The organism is Massilia sp. TS11 (assembly GCF_022012445.1).
Taxonomy (GTDB): domain Bacteria; phylum Pseudomonadota; class Gammaproteobacteria; order Burkholderiales; family Burkholderiaceae_D; genus Telluria.
This window is the reverse complement of sequence record NZ_JAKLTS010000021.1, coordinates 1-25,425: the sequence shown is the minus strand read 5'-3', so window position 1 is coordinate 25,425 and position 25,425 is coordinate 1. Positions and strand designations below refer to the sequence as shown.

General features: G+C 65.9%; 22 protein-coding genes. 12 read left to right on the top strand and 10 right to left on the bottom strand.

Going from position 1 to position 25,425, the window contains the following annotated elements; translation table 11 throughout:
- Window positions 1-58: 58 nt before the first annotated feature.
- The 3 genes from LZ005_RS20850 (at window position 59) to pbpC (ending at window position 9,023) form a co-directional block, all read left to right on the top strand.
- Window positions 59-649: a hypothetical protein gene (locus LZ005_RS20850; protein WP_237810440.1), complete on the top strand. Its 591-nt coding sequence runs from the start codon at window positions 59-61 to the stop codon at window positions 647-649.
- 95 nt (window positions 650-744) lie between these two features.
- Window positions 745-6,729, top strand: coding sequence for an alpha-2-macroglobulin (locus LZ005_RS21720; RefSeq protein ID WP_269106906.1), 5,985 nt, complete (start codon window positions 745-747; stop codon window positions 6,727-6,729).
- The gene (gene pbpC / locus LZ005_RS20835; protein WP_237810439.1) at window positions 6,726-9,023 is read left to right on the top strand and encodes a penicillin-binding protein 1C; all 2,298 of its coding nucleotides are present in this window, start codon (window positions 6,726-6,728) and stop codon (window positions 9,021-9,023) included. The genes LZ005_RS21720 and pbpC overlap by 4 nt, the downstream gene beginning before the upstream one ends.
- A gap of 3 nt (window positions 9,024-9,026) precedes the next feature.
- Here the strand turns inward: pbpC and LZ005_RS21715 are convergent, their stop codons facing one another.
- A complete protein-coding gene (locus LZ005_RS21715; RefSeq protein WP_269106905.1) occupies window positions 9,027-9,161 on the bottom strand; it encodes a hypothetical protein in 135 nt (44 codons plus the stop codon).
- 31 nt (window positions 9,162-9,192) lie between these two features.
- Window positions 9,193-10,305, bottom strand: coding sequence for an HAF repeat-containing protein (locus LZ005_RS20830; protein ID WP_237810438.1), 1,113 nt, complete (start codon window positions 10,303-10,305; stop codon window positions 9,193-9,195).
- A 223-nt stretch (window positions 10,306-10,528) separates the two neighbouring features.
- Between LZ005_RS20830 and LZ005_RS20825 the strand changes: the two genes are divergently transcribed.
- The 3 genes from LZ005_RS20825 to LZ005_RS20815 are packed head-to-tail and all read left to right on the top strand — an operon-like array spanning window position 10,529 to window position 14,520.
- Window positions 10,529-12,211, top strand: a complete 1,683-nt coding sequence (locus LZ005_RS20825) for an OmpA family protein (protein ID WP_237810437.1) — start codon at window positions 10,529-10,531, stop codon at window positions 12,209-12,211.
- A gap of 15 nt (window positions 12,212-12,226) precedes the next feature.
- Window positions 12,227-13,666, top strand: coding sequence for a hypothetical protein (locus LZ005_RS20820; RefSeq protein ID WP_237810436.1), 1,440 nt, complete (start codon window positions 12,227-12,229; stop codon window positions 13,664-13,666).
- Complete coding sequence (locus LZ005_RS20815) at window positions 13,663-14,520, top strand: hypothetical protein (protein WP_237810435.1); 858 nt, start codon at window positions 13,663-13,665, stop codon at window positions 14,518-14,520. The genes LZ005_RS20820 and LZ005_RS20815 overlap by 4 nt, the downstream gene beginning before the upstream one ends.
- On the opposite strand, the gene LZ005_RS20810 is transcribed toward LZ005_RS20815, so the two are convergent.
- Both LZ005_RS20810 and LZ005_RS20805 read right to left on the bottom strand, forming a co-directional pair.
- The gene (locus tag LZ005_RS20810) at window positions 14,517-15,104 is read right to left on the bottom strand and encodes an ACP phosphodiesterase (RefSeq protein ID WP_237810434.1); all 588 of its coding nucleotides are present in this window, start codon (window positions 15,102-15,104) and stop codon (window positions 14,517-14,519) included. The two genes, LZ005_RS20815 and LZ005_RS20810, sit on opposite strands and share 4 nt — an antisense overlap.
- Window positions 15,101-15,400: a YciI-like protein gene (locus tag LZ005_RS20805; protein WP_237810433.1), complete on the bottom strand. Its 300-nt coding sequence runs from the start codon at window positions 15,398-15,400 to the stop codon at window positions 15,101-15,103. The genes LZ005_RS20810 and LZ005_RS20805 overlap by 4 nt, the downstream gene beginning before the upstream one ends.
- Window positions 15,401-15,522: 122 nt before the next feature.
- Here LZ005_RS20805 and LZ005_RS20800 point away from each other — a divergent pair, with 122 nt between their 5' ends.
- From LZ005_RS20800 to LZ005_RS20790, 3 genes are read left to right on the top strand one after another with little or no spacing between them, the layout of a single operon-like run.
- The gene (locus tag LZ005_RS20800) at window positions 15,523-16,290 is read left to right on the top strand and encodes an OBAP family protein (protein ID WP_237810432.1); all 768 of its coding nucleotides are present in this window, start codon (window positions 15,523-15,525) and stop codon (window positions 16,288-16,290) included.
- Between the two features lie 25 nt (window positions 16,291-16,315).
- The gene (locus tag LZ005_RS20795) at window positions 16,316-17,488 is read left to right on the top strand and encodes a hypothetical protein (protein ID WP_237810431.1); all 1,173 of its coding nucleotides are present in this window, start codon (window positions 16,316-16,318) and stop codon (window positions 17,486-17,488) included.
- Window positions 17,489-17,496: 8 nt separating this feature from the next.
- Window positions 17,497-18,264, top strand: a complete 768-nt coding sequence (locus LZ005_RS20790) for a ferritin-like domain-containing protein (RefSeq protein ID WP_237810430.1) — start codon at window positions 17,497-17,499, stop codon at window positions 18,262-18,264.
- 181 nt (window positions 18,265-18,445) lie between these two features.
- On the opposite strand, the gene LZ005_RS20785 is transcribed toward LZ005_RS20790, so the two are convergent.
- Together LZ005_RS20785 and LZ005_RS20780 are read right to left on the bottom strand one after the other, a co-directional pair.
- Window positions 18,446-18,970, bottom strand: a complete 525-nt coding sequence (locus LZ005_RS20785; RefSeq protein WP_237810429.1) for a GNAT family N-acetyltransferase — start codon at window positions 18,968-18,970, stop codon at window positions 18,446-18,448.
- A complete protein-coding gene (locus LZ005_RS20780; protein ID WP_237810428.1) occupies window positions 18,967-19,554 on the bottom strand; it encodes a helix-turn-helix domain-containing protein in 588 nt (195 codons plus the stop codon). The genes LZ005_RS20785 and LZ005_RS20780 overlap by 4 nt, the downstream gene beginning before the upstream one ends.
- Before the next feature lie 92 nt (window positions 19,555-19,646).
- Between LZ005_RS20780 and LZ005_RS20775 the strand changes: the two genes are divergently transcribed.
- Window positions 19,647-20,093, top strand: a complete 447-nt coding sequence (locus LZ005_RS20775) for an OsmC family protein (RefSeq protein WP_237810427.1) — start codon at window positions 19,647-19,649, stop codon at window positions 20,091-20,093.
- 27 nt (window positions 20,094-20,120) lie between these two features.
- Entirely contained in the window at window positions 20,121-20,477 is a 357-nt protein-coding gene (locus LZ005_RS20770; protein WP_269106902.1) for a CZB domain-containing protein, read from the top strand.
- A gap of 6 nt (window positions 20,478-20,483) precedes the next feature.
- On the opposite strand, the gene LZ005_RS20765 is transcribed toward LZ005_RS20770, so the two are convergent.
- The 4 genes from LZ005_RS20765 to LZ005_RS20750 are packed head-to-tail and all read right to left on the bottom strand — an operon-like array spanning window position 20,484 to window position 24,572.
- Window positions 20,484-21,344, bottom strand: a complete 861-nt coding sequence (locus tag LZ005_RS20765; RefSeq protein ID WP_237810425.1) for a proteasome-type protease — start codon at window positions 21,342-21,344, stop codon at window positions 20,484-20,486.
- Window positions 21,345-21,375: 31 nt separating this feature from the next.
- On the bottom strand, window positions 21,376-22,179 hold the full coding sequence (locus LZ005_RS20760; RefSeq protein ID WP_237810424.1) for a transglutaminase family protein: 804 nt from the start codon (window positions 22,177-22,179) through the stop codon (window positions 21,376-21,378).
- A gap of 7 nt (window positions 22,180-22,186) precedes the next feature.
- Window positions 22,187-23,131: an alpha-E domain-containing protein gene (locus tag LZ005_RS20755; RefSeq protein WP_237810423.1), complete on the bottom strand. Its 945-nt coding sequence runs from the start codon at window positions 23,129-23,131 to the stop codon at window positions 22,187-22,189.
- Between the two features lie 10 nt (window positions 23,132-23,141).
- On the bottom strand, window positions 23,142-24,572 hold the full coding sequence (locus LZ005_RS20750) for a circularly permuted type 2 ATP-grasp protein (RefSeq protein WP_237810422.1): 1,431 nt from the start codon (window positions 24,570-24,572) through the stop codon (window positions 23,142-23,144).
- Between the two features lie 192 nt (window positions 24,573-24,764).
- Between LZ005_RS20750 and LZ005_RS20745 the strand changes: the two genes are divergently transcribed.
- Window positions 24,765-25,373, top strand: a complete 609-nt coding sequence (locus tag LZ005_RS20745; RefSeq protein WP_237810421.1) for an OmpW family protein — start codon at window positions 24,765-24,767, stop codon at window positions 25,371-25,373.
- The last annotated feature ends 52 nt before the right edge of the window (window positions 25,374-25,425 follow it).

Below are 25,425 nucleotides of genomic sequence, written 5' to 3'. Positions count from 1 at the left end.
CTGCCGGGCCCGTCTGCGCTTCAATCCCCGCTGGTAGTCCAGCCGGGCGGGGGTAAGCATGGAGACGGAAACGAGCGAGCTCAGTGGTGAGGCCTGGGTGGCGCGCTGGCCGGGCAGCAGCGCGCTCGATGACCTGGCACCCGGCTTTCGCGCAGCAGCGCGCGCCTTTCTGGCGGCGCTGCAGGCGGCCGGCGTGCAGGTGCTGGTCAGCGCCACCTACCGCCCGCCCGAGCGGGCCTGGCTGATGCACTGGTCGTATGCGATCGTGCGCCTGCGCCAGGACCCGCGCACCGTGCCGGCCCGCGCCGGCGTGCCGATCGACTGGGTCCACCATGACGAGGCCGGCGCCTATTCGTGGGCGCGCTCGTTCATGGCGGCGCGCGCCATGGTGCGCGGCTACGACATCGTCGATCTCGATACCGCCCCCGCCATCGACAGCCGCCATACGGCCGGCTGCGCCATCGACATGAGCCTGGCCTGGCACGGCGATCTGCTGCTGCGCGATGCAGGCGGGCGTGCGGTGCGCGTGGTCGGCGCCCCGCGCGACGGCATGCATCCGCGCCTGGCCGAGGTGGGGCGCAGCTACGGCCTGATCAAGTTCAGCGGCGGCGCGGCCGACCGGCCGCACTGGTCGGACAATGGCCGCTGAGCGATTCGTCACCAAATTGCCACAGAGCTACTATTGCCATTGTTTTAAAAAGCGGCAATCATCGTGTGTCGCCAATCTCTTCTGTGGAAACCCACATGCCGCGTCTTTTTTCCGCTGTCCGGGCCGCCCTCGCTGCGTTTGTCATTCGTCTGTGGGCCGGCCTCGGCTGGCTGGGGCGACAGGTGTTCGGCCAGCTCGACTGGCAGGCGCCGGCCTGGGCCAGTTGGCTGGCGCGCGCGCTGAGCCGCACGGCGGCCCTGGCGCGCAGCTATCCGCGCCAGGCGCTGGGACTGGTGCTGGCGGCCGTGCTGGCGCTGAGCGGCGCCTGGTATGGCTGGCAGTGGTGGCAGTCGCTGCCGCGCCCGCGCGAGGTGCATGCGACAGCCAAGCCGCTTGCGCGCACCGAGATCGAGGCCGAGGACGCCGAGCAGCGCAAGCCCAAGCCGCTGGTGATCGTGTTCGACCACCCGGTGGCGCCGCTGGCGCGGGTGGGCAAGGACGTCAGCGAAGGCATCGCGCTGCGCCCGGCCCTGGCCGGCCGCTGGCACTGGGACAATGACCGCAGCCTGAGTTTCACCCCGGCCGAGGACTGGCCGATCGGCGCGACCTACAGCGTGGGCTTCGAACGCAAGAAGGCGCTGGTGCCGGAAGTGCGGCTGGCCGAAGACGAGATCCAGTTCAGCACCCCGGCCTTTGTCGGCCGTCTGGCCAACGCCCAGTTCTATCAGGACCCGCAGAATCCGACCGTGAAGAAGGCCATGTTCGAGCTGGCCTTCAGCCATCCGGTCAATCCGGCCGAACTGGAAAAGCGCATCGAACTGCGCCTGGCCGGGCAGGCCGATGGCATCCTTGGCATGGGGCGTGAAAGCACGCGCTTTACCGTCAGTTACGACCGGCTGAAGCTGCGCGCCACGGTGCTGTCCGAGAATCTGCCGATCCCCAAGGACGATACGACGCTCGACTTCGTGCTGGCCAAGGGCGTGAGCGCGGCGCGCGGCGGCAAGCCGTTTGAGGAAGAGCTGCGCAAGAACGTGGCGGTGCCGGGCCTGTACAGTCTGCGCGTGCCGGAGCTGGCGCCGCAGGTGGTCACCAATGACAAGGGCGAGCCGGAGCAGGTGCTGGTGCTGCAAACCTCGGCCAGCGTCAACGAGCGCGATATGCAGAAGGCCCTGAGCGTGTGGGTGCTGCCGCGTTTTGCCCCGGGCGTGAAGGAAGACGAGCCGCATGTCTGGCAGCCCGACGAAGTGACCGACGCGGTGCTCAAAGCCAGCCGCCGCCTGACGCCGGAACTGGTGCCGGCCGAACGCGAGGTGACCGAGACGCACAGCTTCCGCTATCAGGCCGACGTCGGCGCCTATCTGTATGCCCAGGTGGCGCCGGGGCTGAAGTCCTTTGGCGGTTACGTGCTGGGCAAGGGCGCCGCGCGGCTGATGCGCGTGCCGCCGTTCCCGTCCGAGCTGAAGATCATGAGCCAGGGCGCGCTGCTGGCCCTGAGCGGGGAGAAGAAGCTGGCCCTGCTGGTGCGCGATCTGCCGGGCGTGAAGGTGGAAATCGGGCGCGTGCTGCCGGCCCAGCTTCAGCATCTGGTGTCCCAGTCTTCGGGCAATTTCGCCAATCCTGAGTTCTACGGCCAGTTCGGGCCGGACAATCTGACCGAGCGCTTCGAGCGCAAGCTGGCCTTGCCCAAGCTGGCGCGCGGGCGCGCCCACTATCAGCCGCTCGATCTGGGCGAATATCTGAAGGGCGATGGCGCCGAGCGGCGCGGCGTGTTTCTGCTGACGGTGAGCGGCTACGATCCGAAGCAGGATGAACGCGCGGCGCGCCAGCTGGCGGCGCAGGCACGCCAACCGGGCGAAGCGCCGGCCGAGGCGCCCGAAGAAGGCGAGGGCGAAGGCGAGGGCGCTCAGGGCATGGACCGGACCGCACCGCGCGAGCGTGTCGACAAGCGCCTGGTGCTGGTGACGGACCTGGGCATCATGCTGAAAAAGTCGGCCGACGGCACGCAGGACGTGTTTGTCCAGTCGATCTACAGCGGCAAGCCGGTCGATGGGGCGACGGTGGAAGTCATCGCGCGCAATGGCGTGGTGCTGTTCTCCCAGCCGACCGACGCCAGCGGCCACGCGCGCTTTGCCCGCATCGAGGGGCTGGCGCGCGAACGGGCGCCGCTGATGATCCAGGTGCGCAAAGGCGCGGACCTGAGCTTCCTGCCGCTGAACCGCTATGACCGCAGTCTCGATATGTCGCGCTTCGATGTGGGCGGCGTGCGCAATGCGCTGGTGGCGGACCAGCTGACGGCCTATCTGTTCAGCGACCGTGGCATCTACCGGCCGGGCGACACCTTCCATATCGGGATGATCGTCAAACCGGCCACCTGGTCGACCAATCTGGCCGGGCTGCCGCTGGAGCTGGAGGTGCTCGACGCGCGCGGCCTGACCGTCAAGCGCGAGAAGGTGAAGCTGACGCCGGGCGGTTTCCTCGAGACGGAATACACCACGCAGGAGAGCGCGCCCACGGGCAGCTACAGCATCAATCTGTATCTGGTGAAGGATGGCCATGCCGGCGCGCAGATCGGCAGCACCAGCGTCAAGGTACAGGAATTCCAGCCGGACCGCATCAAGGTGGCGGCGCGCCTGTCGCAGGAGGCGGGCGAGGGCTGGGTCCATCCGAAAGAGCTGAAGGCCCTGGTCAGCGCGCAGAACCTGTTCGGCACCCCGGCCGAAGGGCGGCGCGTGTCGGCCGAGCTGAATCTGAGCCCGGCCTTCCCGGCCTTCCGGCGCTACCCGGACTTCAAGTTCTATGATCCGCAGCGCGCCAAGGAAGGCTATACCGACAAGCTGGGCGACCAGACCACCAACGAGAAGGGCGAGGCCGAGTTCACGCTGGGGCTGGAAAAATATGCGAAGGCGACTTACCGCCTGCACTTGGTGGCGCGCGTGTTCGAGGCCGGTGGCGGGCGTTCGGTGGCGGGCGAAGCGGCGGCGCTGGTGTCGGAGCTGCCGTATCTGGTGGGCTTCCATGCCGATGGCGCGCTCGATTATGTGAGCCGCGGCGCGCAGCGCAATGTGAGCCTCATCGCCATCAATCCGCGCGCTGAAAAAATGGCGCTGGCGGGTATGAATCTGGTGCTGGTCGAGCGCAAATATGTCTCGGTCCTCACGCGCCAGTACAACGGAACCTACAAGTACGAATCGCGCAAGAAGGAAGTGACGCTGAAAGAAGCGCCGCTGGCGATTGCGGCCGGCGGCAGCACGCTGCGTCTGGCCACGGAGACGCCGGGGAACTTCTCGTATGTGATCCGCGATGCGCAGGGCGTGGAGTTCAACCGCATCGACTACACGGTGGCCGGGGCGGCGAATCTGTCGCGCAGCCTGGAACGCGACGCCGAACTGCAGCTCACGCTGAACAAGAAGGACTACCAGCCGGGCGAGGAGATCGAGATCAGCATCCGCGCGCCCTACACCGGGGCGGGCCTGATCACGATCGAGCGTGACAAGGTGTTCACCCACCAGTGGTTCAAGGCCGACACCCTGGCCTCGGTGCAGCGCATCCGCCTGCCCAAGGATTTCGAGGGCAATGGCTATGTGAGCGTGCACTTCATCCGCGACCCGGGGTCGGACGAGATTTTCATGAGCCCCTTGAGCTATGGCGCGGTGCCGTTTGCCACCAGCCTGTCGGCGCGCACCAACAAGCTCAGTCTGAGCACGCCGGACCTGGTGAAGCCGGGCCAGGTGCTGAAGATGAGACTGAGCGCGGCCCAGCCGACGCGCGCCGTGCTGTTTGCGGTCGACGAGGGGATTTTGCAGGTGGCGCGCTACAAGCTGCCCGATCCGCTGAGCCTGTTCTTCCAGAAGCGCATGCTGGAGGTGCGCAGCTCGCAGATCCTCGACACGATCCTGCCCGAGTTTAAGAAGCTGATGGCGGCTGCGGCGCCGGGCGGCGATGGCGAAGGCGCGCTGGGCAAGCACCTGAATCCGTTCAAGCGCAAGCGCGACAAACCGGCGGTTTACTGGTCCGGCATCGTCGATGTGAAAGGCGAGAAGGAATTCAGCTACCAGGTGCCGGATACCTTCAATGGCAATCTGCGTGTGATGGCGGTGGCCGTGAACGAGGCCAGCATCGGCACGGTGCAGGGCGCAACCACGGTGCGCGGCGACTTTGTGCTGTCGCCGAATGTGCCGCTGGCCGTGGCCCCGGGCGATGAATTCGATGTGACGGTCGGCGTGGCCAATAATGTGGCGCGCTCGGGCAAGGATGCGCAGGTGAACGTCAGCCTCGCCACCAGCGCCCATCTGCAGGTGCTGGGCAAGGCCAGCCAGGTGCTGACGATCGGCGAGATGCGCGAGTCGGTGGCGCGCTTCCGCGTGAAGGCGGTCGATGGGGCGCGCACCCAGCTGGGCTCGGGTAGCCTGCAGTTTGCCGCCACCCTGGGCGCGCGCGCGGCACGCCTGACGACCGATGTGTCGGTGCGCCCGCCGGTGCCGCGCTATGCCCAGGTGAGCATGGGCAGCTTCAGCGGCAGTACCGAGGTGGCGCTGGAGCGCAAGCTGTATCCCGAATACCGTCAGCTCGAGGTGGCGCTGGGCGCGACGCCGCTGGCGCTGGCCGAGGGTCTGTCGGTGTATCTGGCCGACTTCCGCCATCTGTGCACCGAGCAGGTGCTGAGCCAGATGGCGCCTGCGGTGGTGCTGGGCCACCGGCCCGAGTTCGCGCGTGCCGATGCGCGCGTGCCGGCCGCGCGCAGCTTCGACGAGGGCCTGCGCCTGCTGCGCACGCGCCAGAACGCCGAGGGTGGCTTCGGCATGTGGAATGCGAGCGTGCAGGCGGAGGAATTCGTCTCCGTGTATGCGCTGCACATGCTGCTGGAAGCGCGCGAGCGCGGCGAGGCAGTCCCGCAGGACATGCTGCAAAAGAGCCTGGACTACGCCCAGCGTCTGGCGGCCAGCCCCTCGGGCGAGTTGACCGGCCTGCGCGTGCGCGCCTATGCGGCCTATCTGCTGACGCGCCAGATGGTGGTGACCACGCCGCTCCTGAGCAGCATCCGCGAGAGCCTGGAGGCGCGCTATCCGAAGCAGTGGCAGAGCGATCTGGCGGGCGGCTACCTGGCGGCGGCCTATCAGCTGCTGAAGCAGGAACGTCTGGCCGGGCCGCTGATCGATAAGCAGGTCGAGCGGCTGGTCAAGCGCAAGACTGCCGTCGATGCCGTGGGCGACTACAGCTATGACCCGCTGGTGCACGAAACCCAGGCCCTGTATCTGCTGGCGCGCCACTTTGTGCCGCGTGTGAAGGCGCTGCCGCCCGAGGTGCTGGCGGGGCTGGCGCAGCCTGTCGCTCAGGGCAATTACAACACCCTGTCCGGCGCCTATCTGGTGCTGGCGCTGGACGCCTATGCCAGCGCGCTGGGGCCTGAGGTGGCGGGCAAGCTGGGTGTGAGCGAGGTCGATGCGGCCGGCAAGCGCAAGGCGCTGGCGGTGCCGGCCGGCCTGCTGGCGCGCCTGTCCTTCGGGCCGGACGCGGCCAAGCTGCGGCTGGAGAACAGCGCCGCCGTGCCGGCCTACTACGCGGTGACCCAGGCTGGCTTCGAGCGCAGCGTGCCGACGGCCGAACTGCGTTCCGGCCTGGAGCTGGTGCGCGAATTCGTCGACCGCAACGGCAAGCCGGTCAGCACTGTCAAGGTGGGCGATGAACTGACCGTGGTGCTGAAGTTCCGTGCCGTGGGCCGCAATGTCGTGCCGAATGTGGCCCTGGTCGATCTGCTGCCCGGCGGTTTTGAACCGGTGCTCGATACGCCCAACGCGACGCCGGAAGCAGCGCCCGCGGCCACTAGCGTGCCGCTGGCCGGATTGGCTGGCGCCAGCAGCAACCGCTGGAACCTGACCCATGCCGATGCGCGCGAAGACCGCGTGCTGTTCTACGGCGCCGTGAGCCAGGAGCTGGGCGAGATCCGCTACCGCATCAAGGCGACCAATAGCGGCAGCTTTGTGGTGCCGCCTGCGTATGCCGAGTCGATGTACGAACGGAAGGTGCAGGCGCGCACGGCGGCCGGCCAGCGCCTGACGGTGGAGGCAGCAGACAAGCCGTGAAGCCGCTGCTGCGCCGTAGTCTGATGGGCGCCGCCGGTGTGGCGGCGCTGCTGCTGGCCGTGCGTCTGTGGCCGCACGCGCCACTGCGCGGGGCGCAACCGCAGTCCACCGCCGTGTATGCGCGCGACGGCAGCCTGCTGCGCCTGGCCCTGGCCAGCGACGGCCAGTACCGGCTGTGGGTGCCGCTCGATCAGATCGACCCGCGCCTGGCGCAGGCCGTGCAGCTGTATGAGGACCGCTGGTTCTTCTGGCATCCGGGCGTGAACCCGGTGGCGCTGGCCCGCGCCGCCTTCGCCACGGCCAGCGGTGGCGCGCGCCAGGGCGCGTCCACGCTGAGCATGCAGCTGGCGCGCCGCCTGTACCGGATTCCCAGCCAGAGCGTGGGCGGCAAGCTGCGCCAGATCGGCGCGGCCCTATGGCTGGAGGCGCGCTACAGCAAGCGCGCGATTCTGGAGGCCTACCTGAATCTGGCGCCGTATGGCGGGAATATCGAGGGCGTGGGCGCGGCCAGCCTCGTCTACTTCCACAAGCGCCCCAGCCAGTTGACGCTGACCGAGAGCCTGAGCCTGGCCGTGATGCCGCAGAACCCACGCAAGCGCGGCGGCCTGCGCACGCCGGGCAGCAGTTCGCCGGAGGTGCTGGCCGCACGCGCGCGCCTGTGGCAGCGCTGGCTGGAACGCCACCCGGACGCAGCGCGCTATCGGCACGAGGTGTTGGCGCCGTCGCCGATGTTCACACGCGCCCAGTTGCCGTCCGGCGCTGCGCACTTCAGCGAGCGGGTGCTGCGCGAGGCGGCGCCGGGCGAGGTCTGGTCCACGCTCGACCCGCGCCTGCAGGCGACGCTGGAGCGCAGCCTGGCGCAGTACCTGGAACGTGGCCGGGCGCAGGGCATCCGCAACGCGGCCCTGCTGCTGCTGGACCGCGAGCAGGGCGAGGTGCGCGCCCTGGTTGGCTCGGCCGACCATGATGACGCCAGCATCGACGGACAGGTCAATGGCGTGGAGGCCAAGCGCTCGCCCGGCTCCACGCTGAAGCCCTTTATCTACGGGCTGGCGCTCGATCAGGGCCTGATTCACCCGCTGTCGGTGCTGAAGGATGCGCCGACCGCCTTTGGCCCCTTCAGTCCCGAGAATTTCGATGGCCGTTTTGTCGGTCCGATCAGCGCACAGGAGGCGCTGGTGCGCAGCCGGAATGTGCCGGCCGTGGGGCTGGCTTCGCGCCTGACGCGCCCCAGCCTGTACCAGTTTTTACAGCAGGCCGGTGTGAGCCGGCTGGCGTCGGAACAGCACTACGGTCTGGCGCTGGCGCTCGGCGGCGGCGAGCTGACGATGGAGGAATTGGGCCGCCTGTATCTGATGCTGGGCCACGGTGGCCAATCACTGTCGCTGCGCTATGTGCGCGGCCCGGCGCCGGCGCCGGGTGCGCGCTGGTTGTCGCCCGAGGCGGCGTTCATCACCCTGCAGATGTTGAAGACCAATCCGCGCCCGGACACGGGCGAGCCGGCCGCGCCCGCGGTGGCCTGGAAAACCGGCACCTCCTGGGGTTTTCGCGATGCCTGGACGGCCGGCGTGTTCGGTCCCTATGTGCTGCTGGTCTGGATCGGCAATTTCGATGGCAGCGGCAATCCGGCCTTTGTCGGCATCCAGACGGCGGCCCCGCTGTTCTTCCAGATTGTCGATAGCCTGCGCGCCCAGCATCTCGATCCGGGCGAAGGCGAGCGCGCCGTGCCGGCCGGTGTGAGCCGGGTGGAGGTGTGCGCCGCCAGCGGCGAGCTGCCGAACGCCTGGTGCCGCGAACGGGCCGAGACCTGGTTCATTCCCGGCACCTCGCCGATTACCGTCAGCCAGCTGCACCGGCCGGTGCGGATCGACACGCGCAGCGGCAAGCCGACCTGCGCCGACGGTCCGTTTGTGCGCACCGAGGTTTACGAATTCTGGCCGAGCGATCTGCAGCGCCTGTTCCGCGAGGCCGGCATGCCGCGCCGCGAGGCGCCGCCGCTGCCCGATTGCGCCGCCACCGCGGGCGAAGGCGAAGGTCCGCACATCACGGCGCCGAACACCGGTCAGGTCTACACAGAGCGCCTGGCCAAGCCGGTGCCGCTGGCGCTGCGCGCGAGCGCCGCCAACAGCAGCGCGCCGCTGTTCTGGTTTGCGAATGGGGGTTTGCTCGGCAAGGCCAGTGCGGGCAGCAGCCTCAGTTGGCTGCCGCCGCGGCCCGGGCGCTACCAACTGCGTGTAATCGACGATCAGGGACGCAGCGACGTGCGCGAGATCGAGGTGGAATTCGCGCGCTGAGGTTCACAGCAGATGGCCGAGCAGCAGGGCGGCGCCGGCCAGGTTGATCAGGGCGCCGAGGCCAAGACGGATGCGGGTGGACATGGTGATCTCCTTGAACTGAAGCCCATTGTGCCGGTCGCGCGCGCGCCGGTCCAATGGGCTTTTCCGATCAGCGCGATTGGCGCGCTCAATCCTGCCATTGGCGGCGTGGACGCCACCAGTCGAGCAGGCGGCGCTGCAGCAGCCAGGCGCCCATCAGCAGGGCCATGGCCAGGGCCAGCCACTGGGCCACGCCCAGCTGCATGTGCACGGGCGGCACGGTGAGCGCGCGCAGCACTACCGCGCGCACCTTGGACAGCGACAGGAAGCCGCCGACGATGTCGCCCTGGTCGTTGATGCTGCGCGGCTGGTAGAGCGAGTTGTCGCCGCTCAGGTAGCGCACGTCGCGCGGATTATCGTAGACGAAGGCGCGGCGGTAGCCGTCGCGGTGGATGCCGAGCACCTGGTTCAGATTATTGATGGCCAGGGCGGCGCTGCTGCCGTTATCGAGCGCGGCGCCGAGATCGTGCATCTTGCCGTCCTTGTAGACGAAGGCGTGCAGTTCGCGGTCCGCCGTTTCGGCCACGCCGACGATCACGCCCTGCTCATTGATGCCGTAGGCCGCGCTCTGGCGGCCGCCGAGCGTGCCCAGGTCCTGCAGGCCGCGTTCGGGCGTATAGAGAAAAGCGTGGCGGCGGCCCTCGGCCGTTTCGGCCAGACCGACCACCTGGCCCGCCAGGTTCAGGCCCATGGCGGCGCTGTAGTGGCCACCGAGGGTGCCGATGTCGCGCATGCGCGTGCCGTCGTGGAAGTAGGCGTGCCACTGCTGGTCCGGGGTGTCGGCGTAACCGGCGCTCTGGCCCCGGTTGTTGACGGCCATGGCCGTGCTGTTATGGCCGCCGAGGGTGCCAAGGTCGCGCAGCGTGCCATCGAGCCCGCGCACATAGGCGTGCCAGTAGCCGTTGTCGATCTGGGCCGAGCCGGCGATGTCGCCGCGCGGGCTCAGGCCATTGGCCTCGCTTTGCAGGCCACCCAGGGTGCCGATGGCGCGCACCGTGTTCTGCTCGAAGATGACGGCGTGGCGTGCACCGTCGCTGTCCTGCACGGTGCCGACGATGCGGCCGAGATTATTGATGGCGTTGGCGATGCTGACGGTTTCGTCGCCGAGCTGGAGTTTTCGGGTCTGCCAGCCGAGCGGCAGTGCTTGGGCGAGGGCGGGCAGGGCGAGGCTCGCAATCACGAGCGTACGGGCTAGGCGCATCGGCAACTCCTGTCAGGTGGAAGGAGTGCCGAGCATAACCCGTTCTACTCGGGTTGATGAAAATATCAATGTTGCGTTGCGACAGCTACTCTGTTTAATAAAAAATAAAACGTGACTTTGTGTGAACATTGGCACTTCATCAAAAGCTACCATCGTAATTGCCTCGAGTCATCTTTTCGGGGCGATAAACCTAGATCCGATAGCGGACTGTGATGGGAGAGCTATGCAAAAGCAGGTATTTCGGCGCAGCGTGCTGACGCTTGTGCTGGGCAGTATTTTTGCCCACGCAAGCTCCGGCACCGCATATGCGGCAGATAGAAGCGGCGGAGGAGACGACCCTTGCGCTCAAAAGACCGGCCAGGTCGCTGGCGCGGTGATTGGAGCCTTGCTTGGCGGATTGCTTGGCAGTCAGGTCGGCAAGGGCAATGGCAACAAGCTGGCCGTGGCTGTTGGGGCTCTGGGTGGCTTGGCCCTAGGCAATTATCTTGGTTCTGAAATCGACAAGCGCAAGTGCGAACTCCATAAAATCGCGCAGCGCAATCAGTTGCAGATGCAGATGGCTGAGGTGCGTGCGGCTGCGCTGCAGCTGGAGGACGAGCCGCCAGTCGCCAAGGATCAGACGCTGGGCTTGTTGGTTTCGGTCGCGGATGGCAGTAGCCGGGAATTGACCGATAGCGTCGGTGGTGAAGGCGAGGGTAATGCCGCCTTGAGCAGTCAGTTCGACACCGGGGCGAACCGCCTGAATCCACAGGCCGAGCGTGCCTTCCGCGACATCGCGAATTCCTACGCAACGCCGTATCGCGCTGACGCGCTGCCATCGGGAGCCACCCAGGAGCAGGCCAATGCTGTGGCCGGTCTGCGCCAAAAGCGTGTATTGGTTGTTGGGCATACTGACGATACCGGTAATTCACGGCTGAATGCCGACCTGTCGGAGCAGCGCGCACAGGCTGTCGCCAAACTATTCATCGAAGCAGGCTTTCCTGCGGAGCAGGTGTTTTATCAGGGAAGTGGTGAGACGCAGCCGATTGCTGACAACCGCAGCGCTGAAGGGCGTGCACGTAATCGTCGGGTTGATATCGTCGACTTGAGCGATGAGGCGAGCTTCCAGCGCTACTTGGCTAGCCGCCGCCCGAATCAACAGTTTTATCGGGCTCAGGTCAAGGATTCGCCGCACGAGTCGGCTGCTATGTCGACCATCCCGGCAGCAGCACCTGTTGTGCTGGCGGGACCGGAACCGGCTCCGAAAACGCGCACGTCGAAGGCCGCCAGTCCCAAGCCGCGCGTCGCGCCCGCGCCGGCGGCGCCAGCGGCCCCGGTGGTCGTCGCAGGGCCCGGCTTTGATTTTGGTGGCCGCCCTGTCACCGCCGGCGCCGCGATCATAAACATTGGCAAGCCAGTGGTCAGCCGGGGCTGGCAGCTCATCTCGAGTGCAATGGCGGATGATCTGCCGATGGCGCGCAGCTGCCAGGAGGACCACGCCCGTGTGGCCCACCCGGTGCGCAGCGCCGCCACCGGGCGGCCTTACCCAACGGCAGAGTTCATGCCAAACCTGTACGACACTTCTTGGACGGATAAGGTGAACGGCCACCTTGTGGCGCTTACCCATGTGGCTGTGCTGCGCGACGGCGCGGCGCCAGCGCATCGCCCGACCCTGCTGGTGTTTCGCAATGCCGACAACCTGAACGCACAGTCGCGCCCCGACTACATGGTCGAGCCGGAGGTGAATACCTATCAGGGCGAGCAGGGCCTGTTGTATCGCGTGTTCGTGAATGGACCGGTTGGCTGCATGGATATCGTGATTCCGCGTCGTGATCCCAGCCAGGCGATTGGTTCCAGCCTCTATTACAGCGCGAATGGCAAGCGCATGGTTGCGGATTTCAATCCGCGTATCGTCAAAAAATCCTGAGCGAGTAACTAAGCTATGAGCGAACTCTTTTCCAATCATCTCGCGCTGCTGCAGTCTCTGGTGGCCCTAGTGGTCCTGCTGGCGATCTATGTCACGTTTAAATTCCGCATCGACTTCTGGTGGTTGAATTTTTGGTACGGCTTGCCCTTGATCGGCAAGCTGGCGCGTCTGGCGCGCGACTCCTCGCGCTACGCGAAGGACAATTCCTGGACGAACTCCGAGCGCACCTTGTGCACGGACTATCGCCAGTTCGTCAATCTGACCAGCGAGGCTGAATTCAATCGCCGGATCGACTATATGGCCAAGGCTGGGGATACCGGACGTAGTCCGACTCCGGGTTGGTTGTTCCTGGTGCTGGGTCTTTTGATCATCGCGGAAGGCATGGGCTTCTCTTATTTGCTCGGTAGTTGGATGGCAATGGAGGGATCCGAAAACACGCGTCTGCTGCTGATGGCCGGTATCGTGTTTGTTTTGTGTGTGGTGCTTGGCTTCTTGACTCACCAGGCTGGCCATCAGATGTATCGGACCAATCTGGTGCGCCGCTGCCAGAAGGAATGGCGTGATGAGGGTCAGAAGGGCAAGTTCCGTACCGAGAACATCACGCTGAAAGATGATCAGCACGGCGACGATGTTTATCCACATTACACGCAATGCGTGAATCGCGTCGGCAGCGAAGGCTCCTACACCTTGATGGGGATTGCCGTGGCGGTGATCGTGACGATCGCCGTGGCTTCAACAGTGATGCGGGTAAAGCACTTGGCAAGTGTTCAGGCGCGCGAGACTATTCAAGCCAGTACAGCGAGCGCGCCGGCTTCCGGCAATCCGTTCGGGAATGGCGGGACCTTGCCGGATGCGGTGACCGCGCCGCAGCAGGCGGCCGACGCCAAGGCGCAGGAGGACGTGCGCGATTCGGACCGCATGGAGGGTATGTCGGCGTTTGTGATGTTGGCTTTCATCTTCGTGGTCACGCAGGCTGTCGGCATCATTGCCGGCTATAAGTGGGGCTTCGCTGGAAAGAATAGTATCGATGCCTACCGTGGCACGCTTGGGTTCTCGACCTACGACGACTATCTGCGTTATTTCAGCCCGATTCTGGCGAAGGCAGAAGCCAAGTTGACAACGCTACAGCAGCGCTTGGCGGAACAACACGCGAATATCGGTCTGGGTCTGAAGAACACCTTTGAGAATTTCCTGCTTGAGCGGCCGGGCCGGCCCGGCGAGGCTGTGGCCCAGGCGAATGCCACGTCGGCGCGCCTGACACCGGAGGACGTGGTTGCCCGGATCGACGGCTTTGGCAGCGACCGCGAGGGCGCCAAACGCTATCTGATGGCCTTGGATCCGGCCTTGCGCGCCGAAGTGGCGCCGCTGCTGAAGGCGCGCAAGGAGGCGCGTGCAGCCGAGGAAAAGGTGGCGCACGAACAAGCACTCGCCAAGGAAGTTGAGGATCTGCTGTGAAACAGACTTTGCTGAAGATGCTGCTGCTGTCGGTCTGTCTGGCTAGTCAGCCCGTACTGGCCGCAAGTCTGCACAATCAGATACCCAGCTGCTACGCGGCCGGAAAGCTCGAGGTGCCGGCGCCTGCTAGCGTGCAGGCGTTGTTCATCGTCCTTGATGAGACCGTGGTCCTGGACGACAGTCTGCAGCGCGCGCTGTGGGATGCGGTTCGGCCGCAGCTGCAGCCGGGTACACAGGTCGCTGTGTACCGCTTTTCGGCCTTCTCGCAGGGGCGTTATCTGGACGGCGTTGCGGGCGGCACTTTGGAGGCCCCGATCGATGCGCGTTTGCGTGACAGTATCAGCGTGCCCAAATTGCGTCAGTTTGATTCCTGCCTGAAGGGGCAAGCGGAATTCGGTCAGCGTCTGGTGCGTGAGGCGATTGGCAAGGTGCTGGCAGCAAGTACCAGTACCTTGGCGCGCTCCGATATTCTATCCAGTTTGTCGGCACTGTCGCAGCAGGTGGCGGCTGCACAGGCGGGCCGGCGCAAAGTACTGCTGGTGTCGGACATGCTGGAGAATTCCTCAATTTCCAGTTTCTACCAAAATGGTGGTGTGCGCCGCATTGATCCAAATGTTGAGCTGAAAAAGCTGGAACAGGAAAAGCTGACAGCCGATTTTGGTGGTGCCGAGATTTATGTGATGGGGGCCGGTTTGATCGGCGGTGATACGAAGTCGAGCAACAAGGGGCCGCAGTCCTACCGTGACCCGAAGACGATGGCGGCACTGAAGAGTTTCTGGGACACCTACTTCCGTCGTTCGCATGCCGACTTGATCGAATTCGGTGCGCCTGCGCTGCTGGCGCCGCTTCGCTAAACCATCGCAGCGCGCGTGGTCACCACGTACTGTTGCAGCTCGGGGAAGAAGCGTTCGAAGCCGGCGCTGAACTCGGCGTAGTGGGTTTCGAGGTCGAGCACGCTGTCGCGCAGCAGCTCGCCATTGCGCGATAGGCGCTGGGCCATGCGCTCCAGGCTGATGCGCACGCCGTCCCAGTCGGCATAGGCGCTCAGCCAGTCGTGCGCGATCAGGCGCGGGGCGAGGGCGGCCAGACGCGGCGGCAGCAGGGCGGCGTGGCTGTCGAGGGCGCGGTAGAAGTCGGCGATCAGGGCGGCCCGGTCCTGGTCGCTGTGCCGGTCCCACTGGCGGCTCAGCGCATGGTCGTAGAACACGTCGAGCGCGATGCCGGCAAAGCGGCGCCGGCCCGGGGCGAAGCGGGCGCGCGCAGCGGCCACTTCGGGATGGCGGTCGGTGTAGCTGTCGATCAGGCGGTGCAGGGTGATTTCGCGCGCCATCTCGGGCGGCCAGGCGCTGACGTCGGCCTTGACGAAGTCGCCCAGCATGGCGCCGACCATGGCCGGCGCGCTATGGCTGGCAAGCAGTACGTGGGCCAGATAATTCACGGACGGATGGGCGTGCTGGCCTCGGGGCCGACCACGGTGGTCCAGGGACGGATGCGCCAGGCGGTGACGACGCCATGCAGCACATACGGGTCGGCGGCGACGAAGCGTTCGATCGGGGCCGGGCTGTCGCAGCGGAAGATCAGCAGGCCGGTGTCGGTCGGCTCGCCGAGCGCGCCGCCGAGCTGCAGTTCGCCGCGCTCGACCGATTCCCAGGCCAGGGCGAGGTGGGCGGCGCGGTACAGTTCGCGGCGGCTCATATAGTCGGGTGCGTAGGTGTAGAACAGGGCGTAGTGCATGGCGTTCGGGGAGAGTGAAAATTCCAGTATGCCATGGCGGCGCGCGGCGCGTTTGCCGACCCGTATCGTGTGGCGGCGGCGCGCAGGCGCGGCGTAGAGTGGGCCATGAAACGGAGGTTGTCATGGTCTGGCATCGTGTTGCTGCTGTGCTTGCGCTTGTGTCGCTCTGCCTGCTCACCCTGGTCATGGCGCAGGAGAAGGTCGCGCCGCCCATCGTGCCGCCTGGCGCGCCCACCTCGGCCCGCACGGGCCTGCTGGAGCGCGGCGCCGACCTGCTGCAAAGCGCGCGCCCGGTGCAGGGCTTCGACATCTATCTGTCGGGCTTTCACCCGCTAAAGGCTGCGCCGCAGCGCCAGATGGAGGCACACCATTACTGTCATCAGGTGAATGAGGATTTCGCCCAGTGCGTGCTGTTCGATGCGAACACGGCGGCGGCCAATCTCACCGGTGTGGAGTTCATCATTTCCGACAAATTGTTCGCCGGCCTGCCCGCGGCCGAGCGCGCCTTCTGGCATCCGCACAATGGCGAAATTCTCAGCGGGCAGCTGCAGGCGCCCGGCATACCGCGCCTGGCCGAACATGCGCTGATGCGCCAGAAGCTCAATAGCTACGGCAAAACCTGGCATTTCTGGCACAGCGGCGTGTTTGGCGAAGGGGCCGACCCGCTGCCCTTTGGCGAGCCGGTGCTGGCCTGGTCGTTCAACCGCGATGGCGAGGCCGCGCCCGGTCTGGTCGAGGGGCGCGACAAGCGCCTGGGCCTGAGCACGGCCGTCGCGCGCCAGAACCGGCAGGACCTGCAGGCTCTGGCTTTGCCGCAGCAGGGCGCGGACGCCCTGCGCGATTCCTTCGGCCGGCCCACGCTGGCCATACCGGGCGTGCGCCCGCCCTGAGCGGCGCATCCAGACAGGAGGGCTTATGGCACTTTCGCTTTTGCATACCCCGGGCTATCCGCTCGATCAGCAGCGTTTCAGCTGGCGCGAGCTGGTGCAGCCAAGCATCAGCAAGCTCGATGACGACGCCTTCACGCGGGTGCGCGTCATTCTCATGAACGGGATCGAGACGGAGGCGATCCGCTTCTCGCATATGGCCGCGCGCCAGAACGCGGCGCTGCGCCTGCCGCTGGCCCAGATCCGGCGCGTCGAGCAGCATCAGGCCACGATGGTCAACTGGCTGCTGGGGGCCGACCATTCGCCGCTGGAGACGACCATCGGCTATGAGCAGGTGGCGATCGAGCTGACGGCGTCGATGGCGCTGCGCGAGCCCGATCCCTATCTGGCCCAGACCTTCCGCTTCGGCCTGCTGGAGGACTTCGACCATCTGTACCGGTACGCGGCCCTGCTCGACCGGCTGGAGGGCAAGGATGCGAACAATATCCTGCAAAGCTATACCGACATCCTGCCCGGCCGCCCGACCTGCGTCGAGCACCGCGCGCCCGAGGACGATCTGCGCCGCCCCTACGACACGGCGCAGAGCCAGTTTCTGAGCAAGCTGCATGTGCTGACCCTGGCCGGCTCCGAATACCAGACGCACGACTACTACATGCATGTGGGGCCGCTGTTCAGCGATCCGCTGGCGCGCCAGCTGTATGCCGAGATCGCCTCGATCGAGGAGCAGCATGTCACCCAGTACGAGTCGCTCCTGGACCCGCAGCAGAGCTGGCTGGCGCAGTGGCTGCTGCACGAGGCGACCGAGGTCTACAACTACTACAGCTGCGTCGAGCAGGAGACCAATCCGGCCATCAAGGCGATCTGGGAGCGCTTTCTCGACTACGAGCTCGGCCACTTCCACGCAGTCGCCGCGCTGTTCCAGCAGCACGAGGGGCGCGATCCGGCCGAGCTGGTCACGGCCGATCTGCCGCCGCCGATGGAACACAAGAGCCAGCGCCGCTTTATCCGCCAGACGCTGGAGCAGGAACTGGGCCTGCGCGCGCGCGGCGCCGATTTTGTCGGCCTGGACGAGGAAAGCCAGGCCAGCCTGGCCTACCGCACGCATATCAATAGCGAGGGCATGCCGTCGGAACGCGTGGCCTCGGGTTACGTCTGGCGCCCGGGCACGGAACTGAGCCGCAGCGCCGGCCTCATCCACTAGGAGGGCGTATGGAAACCGAACACCTGGGCCTGAACCGCACCGGCATTCAGATGTCGCCATTCGACAGCAAGGCCATGCAGGAACTGGAGCCGCAGACGGCCGTCACCGACGGCCGTCAGGCCGGCTACGACGCCCGCGCGCCGTATTACACCGAGGGCGATGCGCTCGGTTCGGTGCCGGTGCCGGGCACGATCAAGGGCATGATGACCACCGGCATGACGGTACTGAAGGGCGAGAACCCGCAACTGCTGCTCGATAAGCTCGGCGAACGCCTGGCCGTGGAGCGCAGCGGCACGCGCCTGTACGACGCCCTGATCGCCAAGTGCCGCGCCAAGCTGCAGGGCAGCGACATCAGCATGACGCTGGCCGAGCTTGAGCATATCCGCGACGAGGAGCACCACCACATGCAGCTGGTAGCGGACGCCATCGAGTCGCTGGGCGGCGATCCGACCACGCAGACCCCCTGCGCCGACGTGGCCGGGGTCGAGACCTTGGGCCTGATGCAGGTGATCAGCGATCCGCGCACGACGGTGGCCCAGTCCCTGCATGCGGTCCTCGTCGGCGAGCTGACCGACAATGCCGGCTGGGAGCAATTGGTGGCCCTGTGCGACGCCCAGGGTCTCGATGAGCTTGTTGATCAGTTCGCCGCCGCCCTCGAGACCGAGCGCGAGCATCTGGCCATGGTGAAGACCTGGCTCGATGAATGTGTGGGACTCAGCTATGGCGATGTCGAGCTCGACGCCGAGGAGAATCGGGGGGCGGCGCCGCTGGCCTGAACACAAAGGCGGGCAAACTCGCGACACTTTTGCGACAGTTTGCGCAGGGGGCCTGGCTTACACTGCGTGCGCTGCTTTGCCCGCGTGCGCTCCGACGTGCACGGGCAGGGCGCCGGAAGCGGCAGGGACTCGCCCACTCACGCGAATCCTGTTTCCTTGGTCCCTGCCGCCGCCGCCTTCTTCAGCCGAGCTGTTTGTAGAACACCGTCGTCCCGCAGGGACGGCCGTCCGGAAACAAGGCATAGCCGGGAATCTCGCCCACGCGCTGCCAGCCCAGGCGCGCATACAGACGCTCACCATCTCCACCCGTCACCGTATCGAGCACGAGCAGGCTGCGTCCGGCTGCGCGCGCGGCGGCCTCGGCCGCCCGCATCAGGGCCGCGCCCAGACCGCTGCGGCGCGCACGCCGGTGCACGAGCATCTTGGCCAGGTCGGCCCGGTGCGGCTGGTTCTCGGGCAGATCGAGGATCAGCTGCACGGTGCCGACGACGACGCCGTGCTCATCCTCGGCCACCAGCAGCAGGCGCTGGCCGGCGGCAACGCCAGCCAGCACGGCTTGCCAGAAGGCGGTCGCGCGTTCCGCACTCAGCGGCGCCATGAAGCTGACCGAGGCGCCGCCAGCCACGCAATCGAGCAAGACATCGCGCAGTTGGGGCAGCAATGCCGGCTCGGCGCCGGCCTGACGGATGCGGTAGGCTTGGTTCATGCGGCTGTCCTCGTCAGTTCGCGGCTCACGGCGACCAGGTAGCGCGCCGCCGTGCTGCCGGGGTTGCGAAACACGATCGGCTGGTCGAGCGCCATGGCCAGGCAGTCGCCGGCGGCCAAGCTGTAGTCGGTGGCGCCGATGCTCAACTGCATCTCGCCTTCCATCAGCCAGATCTGCTGGGTATGCTGGGCGCTCAGGCCGGCATTATCGAAGGCGACGCTGGCCCCGGGCGGAAACATCACTTCGACCAGGCGCAGCGCGGTCGGCCATTGGGGCGGCGTCAGATTGCAGCGGATATAGCCGCTGACCGGGTCGGTCCAGCGCGGCTGTTCGGCGCGCCGCGCCAGCGGTTGGGGCGGGGCGCTGTCGGGGGTATCGAACAGGCGTGCCAGCGGCACGTCGAGGCCGGCGGCCAGACGTTCGAGCACGCTGGCCGTGGGACTGGCGGCGGCGCGCTCGATCAGGGAAATCGTTGAACGGCTGACGCCGCTCCGGGCGGCCAGGGCCTCGAGCGAGAGCCCGAGCGCGGCGCGCAGCTGCCTGACCTGGGCGGCAATGCGGGCGTTGACGGAAGTGGTATCCATAATATTAGATTGTACTTCTAGTTTTATGGAGGTCAACCATTCAAAGCGGTTTGTTAAAATAGTGATCAAAAGGCTGATAAAGGAAGCAAGAAATGATCGACAAAGTGATCAGTGTGGTGATGGAGCAGCAGCAGGATTATCAAATCCGCATCAATTTCGGCGCAGACGTGCCGTCTTTGCTGGCCGATGAGCCGGCGCCCCTCGGCCAGGGGAGCGGCCCTTCGCCCATGCATCTGTTGTGTTCGGCGGTCGGGACCTGCCTGACCGACTCGCTGCTATTTGCCCTGCGCAAGTTCAAGCAGCAGCCGGAACCCCTGGGCTGCACGGTCGAGGCCGATGTCGGCCGCAACGAGGCGGGCCGTCTGCGCGTGCTGGCCATGCGGGCCCATCTGCGCCTGGGCGTGCCGGCCGAGCAGCTGGCCCATCTCGATCGCGTGCTGGAACAGTTTGAGCAGTTTTGTACGGTGACCCAGAGTGTTGGGCAGGGCATTCCGGTGACGGTGTCCGTGTCCGATGCAATGGGTAAGTTGTTGAAGTAAAAATAACTATAGAAGGAAAGGGTTGGTATGGATCTCGGTTCTGCGCTTCAAAAACATTCTGAATGGAAGGTGAAATTCCGCTCGGCCATGGCCAAGCATGAGCAGCTCGATGCGATCTCGATCGGCAAGGACAATTGCTGCGAGCTCGGCAAATGGCTGCACGGCGAAGGCAAGGTGCGTTGCGGCAGTCTGCCCAGCTTTACGACGGTCGTGCAGAAGCACGCCGAGTTCCACCGTGAAGCAGGCAAGGTGGCCCAGGCCATCAATGCCAAGAAGTACGACGAAGCCGAGCGCATGCTCGGCGTGACGACGCCCTATGGCGCCGTGTCGAACGACCTCGGCGGCGCCATCATGCGTCTGCGTAAGGAGTGCCCGAACAACTGATCGGGCTCAGGGGATCTGCGCCAGGGTCTGCACGTGGCTGGCCGGCACGGCCGCCGCGTCCACATGGCCGGGCAGGCTGGCGCGCACCGGTCCCCCTTGTTGACCGCTCGCATGCAGGACATTCGCGTCCTGCTCGGGCGGCGCGTTCCAGACCGGATCGGCAATCCCGTCGAACACGCTTTTCAGCTGGCGACCCCAGCTTGAGCGAATCATCTGGAAATACTGGTTCTTCTCGTCGATCGTCACAAAGCGGGTGACGGCCAGGCTGTCGGCCTCGTAGACGAGCAGGTCGAGCGGCAGACCGACCGAAATATTCGAACGCAGCGTCGAATCCATGGAAATGAGCGCGCATTTGGCCGCCTCGTCGAGGCCGCTGGCGGGCGTGACCACACGGTCGATGATGGGCTTGCCATACTTGGCCTCGCCGATCTGGAAATAGGTGTTCTCGTTGTGCGACTCGATGAAGTTGCCGGCCGCATAGATCTGGAACAGGCGGCAGCGCTCGCCCTTGATCTGGCCGCCGAACATGATCGACACATTGAAGTCGATGCCGAAATCGGACAGGGCCTTGGCGTCGCGTTCGTGCACCCTGCGCACGGCATCGCCGAGGATGCGCGCCGCTTCGAACATATTCGGCGCATTCCACAGGCTGCGCCCTTCGCTGTCGACGTGCTCGGTCACGAGCTCGCGCACCGACTGCGAGATCGACAGATTCCCCGCCGTCATCATCACCATCACCCGGTCGCCCGGGTTCTCGAACACCGTCATCTTGCGGAAGGTGCCGACCTGGTCGACGCCGGCATTGGTGCGCGAGTCGGACAGGAAGACCAGGCCCGCATCGAGGCGCATGCCAACACAGTAAGTCATTGCTGGATCCTGAGGAAAACCATGATTGTACCTATTGCTGGGTGACGAGGACGTCGACCGACAGCGATTCCGTGCCGCCGCCGCGCCGCATGCCGCGGATCGGGGCGGCCGATTCGTAGTCGCGCCCGACCGCGAGGCGGCAGTAGGCGTCCGTCATCAGGCGCGCGTGCGTGACGTCGATCGAGACCCAGCCGCAGTGGGTGCGGTCCTCGACCCAGGCGTCGACCCAGGCGTGGCTGGCCGCGTAGTCGTCCGTTTCGGGGTCGACATAACCGGATACATAGCGCGCCGGAATGCCCTGGGCCTGGCAGCAGGCGATAAACAGATGGGCATGGTCCTGGCAGACGCCCTGGCCCAGGGTGATGGCCTCGCTGGCCGTGGTGGCCACCCCGGTTGCACCATGCTGGTACCGGACTGCACCAAAAATGTGCTCGGCCAGGCGCAGCATATCGCGCGTCTGGGCGCGTCCCTCGGGCAGGCAGGCGGCGGCCAGTTCCAGAATCGCCCCGTTGGGCGCGGTCAGGCGCGTCGGCACCGTGTAGACCAGGGGCGAGAGCGGGCTGTCCTCCTGCAGGCGGCCGGCCTCGGGCGCGCTGGTCTCGACTTCGCCGCTGGCGACAATGCTCAGCGCCTGATGGGGGGCGTTGACGGTCAGCGTGTGCGAGGCATTGCCGAAGGCGTCGGTGAAGGCGGCCAGCTTGCCCGGCGCGTGGATGCTCCAGGCCAGCACCTGCTGCTGGCTTTCGCGGCGCGGCGTCAGGTGCAGCTGCTGGATCGTGTAGGCGAGCGGCGCCGTGTAATCGTAGCTGGTGCGGTGGCGGATGTGCAGGCGCATGGCAGTCTCAGGCGGCAAGGGGCACGAGGAAATCGCGGCTGATGCGGTTGCCGAGCCCATAGATGTTTTCGAGGAAGCGGGTCAGGTAGCTGTGCAGACCCTCGGCCAGAATATCCTCGATGCGCGCAAACTGGAGCTCCGCATGCAGGCGGCCGGCGCAGCGCTCGGTGTCGCCCGACAGTTCATTGCGCACGGCGCGCAGATTGCTCAGCACTTCGCTCATGCAGCACAGCAGCGAGCGCGGCATGTCGGGGCGCAGCATCAGCAGGTCGGCCACGCGCTCGGGCGTGATCACATCGCGGTAGACCTTGCGGTAGGTTTCGAAGCCCGACACCGAGCGCAGCAGCGCGGCCCAGTAGTAGAAGTCGCGCTCGGCATTGGCCTCCTGGCCGTGCTCCTTGCCATGGAATTTCACGTCGAGAATGCGCGCCGTGTTGTCGGCCCGTTCGAGGAAGGTGCCGAGGCGGATGAAATGCATGGCGTCGTCGCGCAGCATGGTGCCGAGCGTGACCCCGCGCGACAGATGGGAGCGGAACTTGACCCAGTCGAAAAAAGCGCCCGGATCGCTGAGGTGGCGGCCCTCGGCCAGGCGCGTGTGCAGGTCGAGCCAGGTCTGGTTCTTGATTTCCCAGACTTCGGTGGTGAGGGCGCCGCGCACGGCGCGCGCATTCTCGCGCGCGGCCGTCAGGCAGGCCACGATCGAGGACGGATTGTCGGGGTCGCGCACCATGAAGTCGATGATTTCGCGCGCGCCCAGTTGCGGGTATTTGCGGTCGAAGGCGCCCTGCAGTTCCGAGATGCCGAGCAGGGCGCGCCAGCTGGCGTCGGCGTCGTGGTCGGTCTGGGGCAGCATGGCGGTCTGCACGTGCACGTCGAGCATGCGGGCCGTGTTTTCGGCGCGCTCGGTGTAGCGCGCCATCCAGAACAGGTGGTCGGCGGTGCGGCTGAGCATGGTGTTCTCCTTAGGCTTCGAGTATCCAGGTGTCCTTGGTGCCGCCGCCCTGGGAGGAATTGACGACCAGCGAACCTGCCTTCAGGGCCACGCGCGTCAGGCCGCCGGGCACCATGCTGATGGTCTTGCCCGACAGGACGAAGGGCCGCAGATCGATGTGGCGCGGGGCGATGCCGCTGTCGACAAAGGTCGGGCAGGCCGACAGGGCCAGCGTGGGCTGGGCGATATAGCCGTCCGGGCGGGCGATCAGGCGCGCGCGGAAGTCGGCGATTTCCTGCTGGGTGGCGGCGGGGCCGACCAGCATGCCGTAGCCGCCGGCCCCATGCACTTCCTTCACGACCAGCTCGGGCAGGTGGGCCAGCGTGTAGTCGAGGTCGGCCGGCTTGCGGCACTGCCAGGTCGGCACATTGTTGAGAATCGGCTCCTCGCTCAGGTAGAAGCGGATCATGTCCGGCACATACGGGTAGATCGATTTATCGTCGGCCACGCCGGTGCCGATCGCATTGGTCAGGGTCACGTGGCCGGCGCGGTAGACCGACAGCAGGCCCGGCACGCCAAGCGAGGAATCGGGGCGGAAGGCGAGCGGGTCGAGGAAGTCGTCGTCGAGGCGGCGGTAGATGACGTCGACGCGCTTCGGGCCCTGGGTCGTGCGCATCCAAACGAAGTTGTCGTCGACGAAAAGATCCTTGCCCTCGACCAGCTCGACCCCCATCTGCTGGGCGAGGAAGGCGTGCTCGAAATAGGCCGAGTTGTACATGCCCGGCGTCATCACCACGATCGTCGGTTCGGCCACGCCGGCCGGGGCCACCGAGCGCAGATTGTCGAGCAGCAGATCGGGATAGTGGTCGACCGGGGCGATGCGGTTGCGCGCGAACAGCTCGGGGAACAGGCGCATCATCATCTTGCGGTCCTCGAGCATGTAGGACACGCCCGAGGGCACGCGCAGATTGTCCTCCAGCACGTAGAACTCGCCGGCGCCGGCGCGCACGATGTCGATGCCGGCGATGTGGGCGTAGATATTGCTGGCCACTTCGATGCCCTGCATCTCGGGCCGGTACTGGGCGTTGCGGAAAATCTGCTCGCCCGGAATCACGCCGGCCTTGACGATGTGCTGGGCGTGGTAGATGTCGTGAATGAACATATTGAGCGCCTGCACGCGCTGGCTGAGGCCGCGCTTGAGCTGGGCCCATTCGGCCGCCGGAATGATCCGCGGAATCAGGTCAAACGGGATCAGGCGCTCGGTGCCGGCGTCGTCGCCATACACGGCAAAGGTGATGCCGACGCGGCGGAAGGACAGGTCGGCCTCGGCCCGCTTGCGCGCCAGGGTCTCGGGACTCTGCTGGCCCAGCCATTTGCAAAATTCCAGGTAGTGCTCGCGGACGGCCTGGCTGGCGCCGGGGGCCAGTCCGTCTGCCGTCATTTCATTGTAGAAGCTGGCCATAGGGGATGAACATTCCGTTAATCACACTGTCCGTGAATCAAGAACCGTGCCATGTTGCATGCCCCAAAGCGGTGCAGCGCCTGCCCTGTTGCGGTTTGGCGAGAAGTTTGGCGTTTTTGATATGGGTCAATTTTTTTTCTGCGCTGCATCAATAGACTGGCGTCATTACCAACAAGTAAGAAAGACCTGATCATGAAACGTCTCGCTCTCGCTGCCGCAGTCCTCGCTCTGTTCGCTCAATCCGCCGCCGCTGCTGACGCAACGCCCTTCCAGGTGCGTCTGCGCGCTGTGCATCTGGATCCGGCCGACAAATCGGACCCGGTCGGTGGCACCGGCAAGGCCGACCGTATTTCGGTCAGCTCGAAGACGATCCCGGACATCGACTTCTCGTACTACTTCACGCCGAACATCGCTGCGGAACTGGTGCTGACCGTGCCGCAGAAACACGACGTGGCCCTGGACGGTGGCAAAATCGGTAGCTTCAAGCACCTGCCGCCGACCCTGACCCTGCAATACCACTTCGCCCCGAACACCGGCTTTGACCCCTATGTCGGCGCCGGCCTCAACTACACCCTGATCCACGGCGTGGATCTGCTCGGTGGCAAGGGCGGTCTGGAGCACAACTCGGTCGGTCTGGCCCTGCAAGCTGGCGCCGATTTCAACATCGACAGCAAATGGTCGATCAACGTCGACATCAAGAAAATCCAGATCCGCTCGGACGTGTTCCTGTCGGGCGCCAAGATCAGCAACGTGAAAGTTGACCCGCTGCTGGTGGGCGTGGGCGTCGGCTACCGCTTCTAATCGTCTCCTGTTTTTCCCCCTGTGTGCCTGGCGTCTCGCGATGCCAGGCATT

Coding starts and splice junctions, on each gene's coding strand:
- LZ005_RS20850 (WP_237810440.1), top strand. CDS start 59: ATGGAGACGGAAACGAGCGAGCTCAGTGGTGAGGCCTGGGTGGCGCGC.
- LZ005_RS21720 (WP_269106906.1), top strand. CDS start 745: ATGCCGCGTCTTTTTTCCGCTGTCCGGGCCGCCCTCGCTGCGTTTGTC.
- LZ005_RS20830 (WP_237810438.1), bottom strand. CDS start 10,305: ATGCGCCTAGCCCGTACGCTCGTGATTGCGAGCCTCGCCCTGCCCGCC.
- LZ005_RS20825 (WP_237810437.1), top strand. CDS start 10,529: ATGCAAAAGCAGGTATTTCGGCGCAGCGTGCTGACGCTTGTGCTGGGC.
- LZ005_RS20820 (WP_237810436.1), top strand. CDS start 12,227: ATGAGCGAACTCTTTTCCAATCATCTCGCGCTGCTGCAGTCTCTGGTG.
- LZ005_RS20805 (WP_237810433.1), bottom strand. CDS start 15,400: ATGCACTACGCCCTGTTCTACACCTACGCACCCGACTATATGAGCCGC.
- LZ005_RS20800 (WP_237810432.1), top strand. CDS start 15,523: ATGGTCTGGCATCGTGTTGCTGCTGTGCTTGCGCTTGTGTCGCTCTGC.
- LZ005_RS20795 (WP_237810431.1), top strand. CDS start 16,316: ATGGCACTTTCGCTTTTGCATACCCCGGGCTATCCGCTCGATCAGCAG.
- LZ005_RS20790 (WP_237810430.1), top strand. CDS start 17,497: ATGGAAACCGAACACCTGGGCCTGAACCGCACCGGCATTCAGATGTCG.
- LZ005_RS20785 (WP_237810429.1), bottom strand. CDS start 18,970: ATGAACCAAGCCTACCGCATCCGTCAGGCCGGCGCCGAGCCGGCATTG.
- LZ005_RS20780 (WP_237810428.1), bottom strand. CDS start 19,554: ATGGATACCACTTCCGTCAACGCCCGCATTGCCGCCCAGGTCAGGCAG.
- LZ005_RS20775 (WP_237810427.1), top strand. CDS start 19,647: ATGATCGACAAAGTGATCAGTGTGGTGATGGAGCAGCAGCAGGATTAT.
- LZ005_RS20770 (WP_269106902.1), top strand. CDS start 20,121: ATGGATCTCGGTTCTGCGCTTCAAAAACATTCTGAATGGAAGGTGAAA.
- LZ005_RS20765 (WP_237810425.1), bottom strand. CDS start 21,344: ATGACTTACTGTGTTGGCATGCGCCTCGATGCGGGCCTGGTCTTCCTG.
- LZ005_RS20760 (WP_237810424.1), bottom strand. CDS start 22,179: ATGCGCCTGCACATCCGCCACCGCACCAGCTACGATTACACGGCGCCG.
- LZ005_RS20755 (WP_237810423.1), bottom strand. CDS start 23,131: ATGCTCAGCCGCACCGCCGACCACCTGTTCTGGATGGCGCGCTACACC.
- LZ005_RS20750 (WP_237810422.1), bottom strand. CDS start 24,572: ATGGCCAGCTTCTACAATGAAATGACGGCAGACGGACTGGCCCCCGGC.
- LZ005_RS20745 (WP_237810421.1), top strand. CDS start 24,765: ATGAAACGTCTCGCTCTCGCTGCCGCAGTCCTCGCTCTGTTCGCTCAA.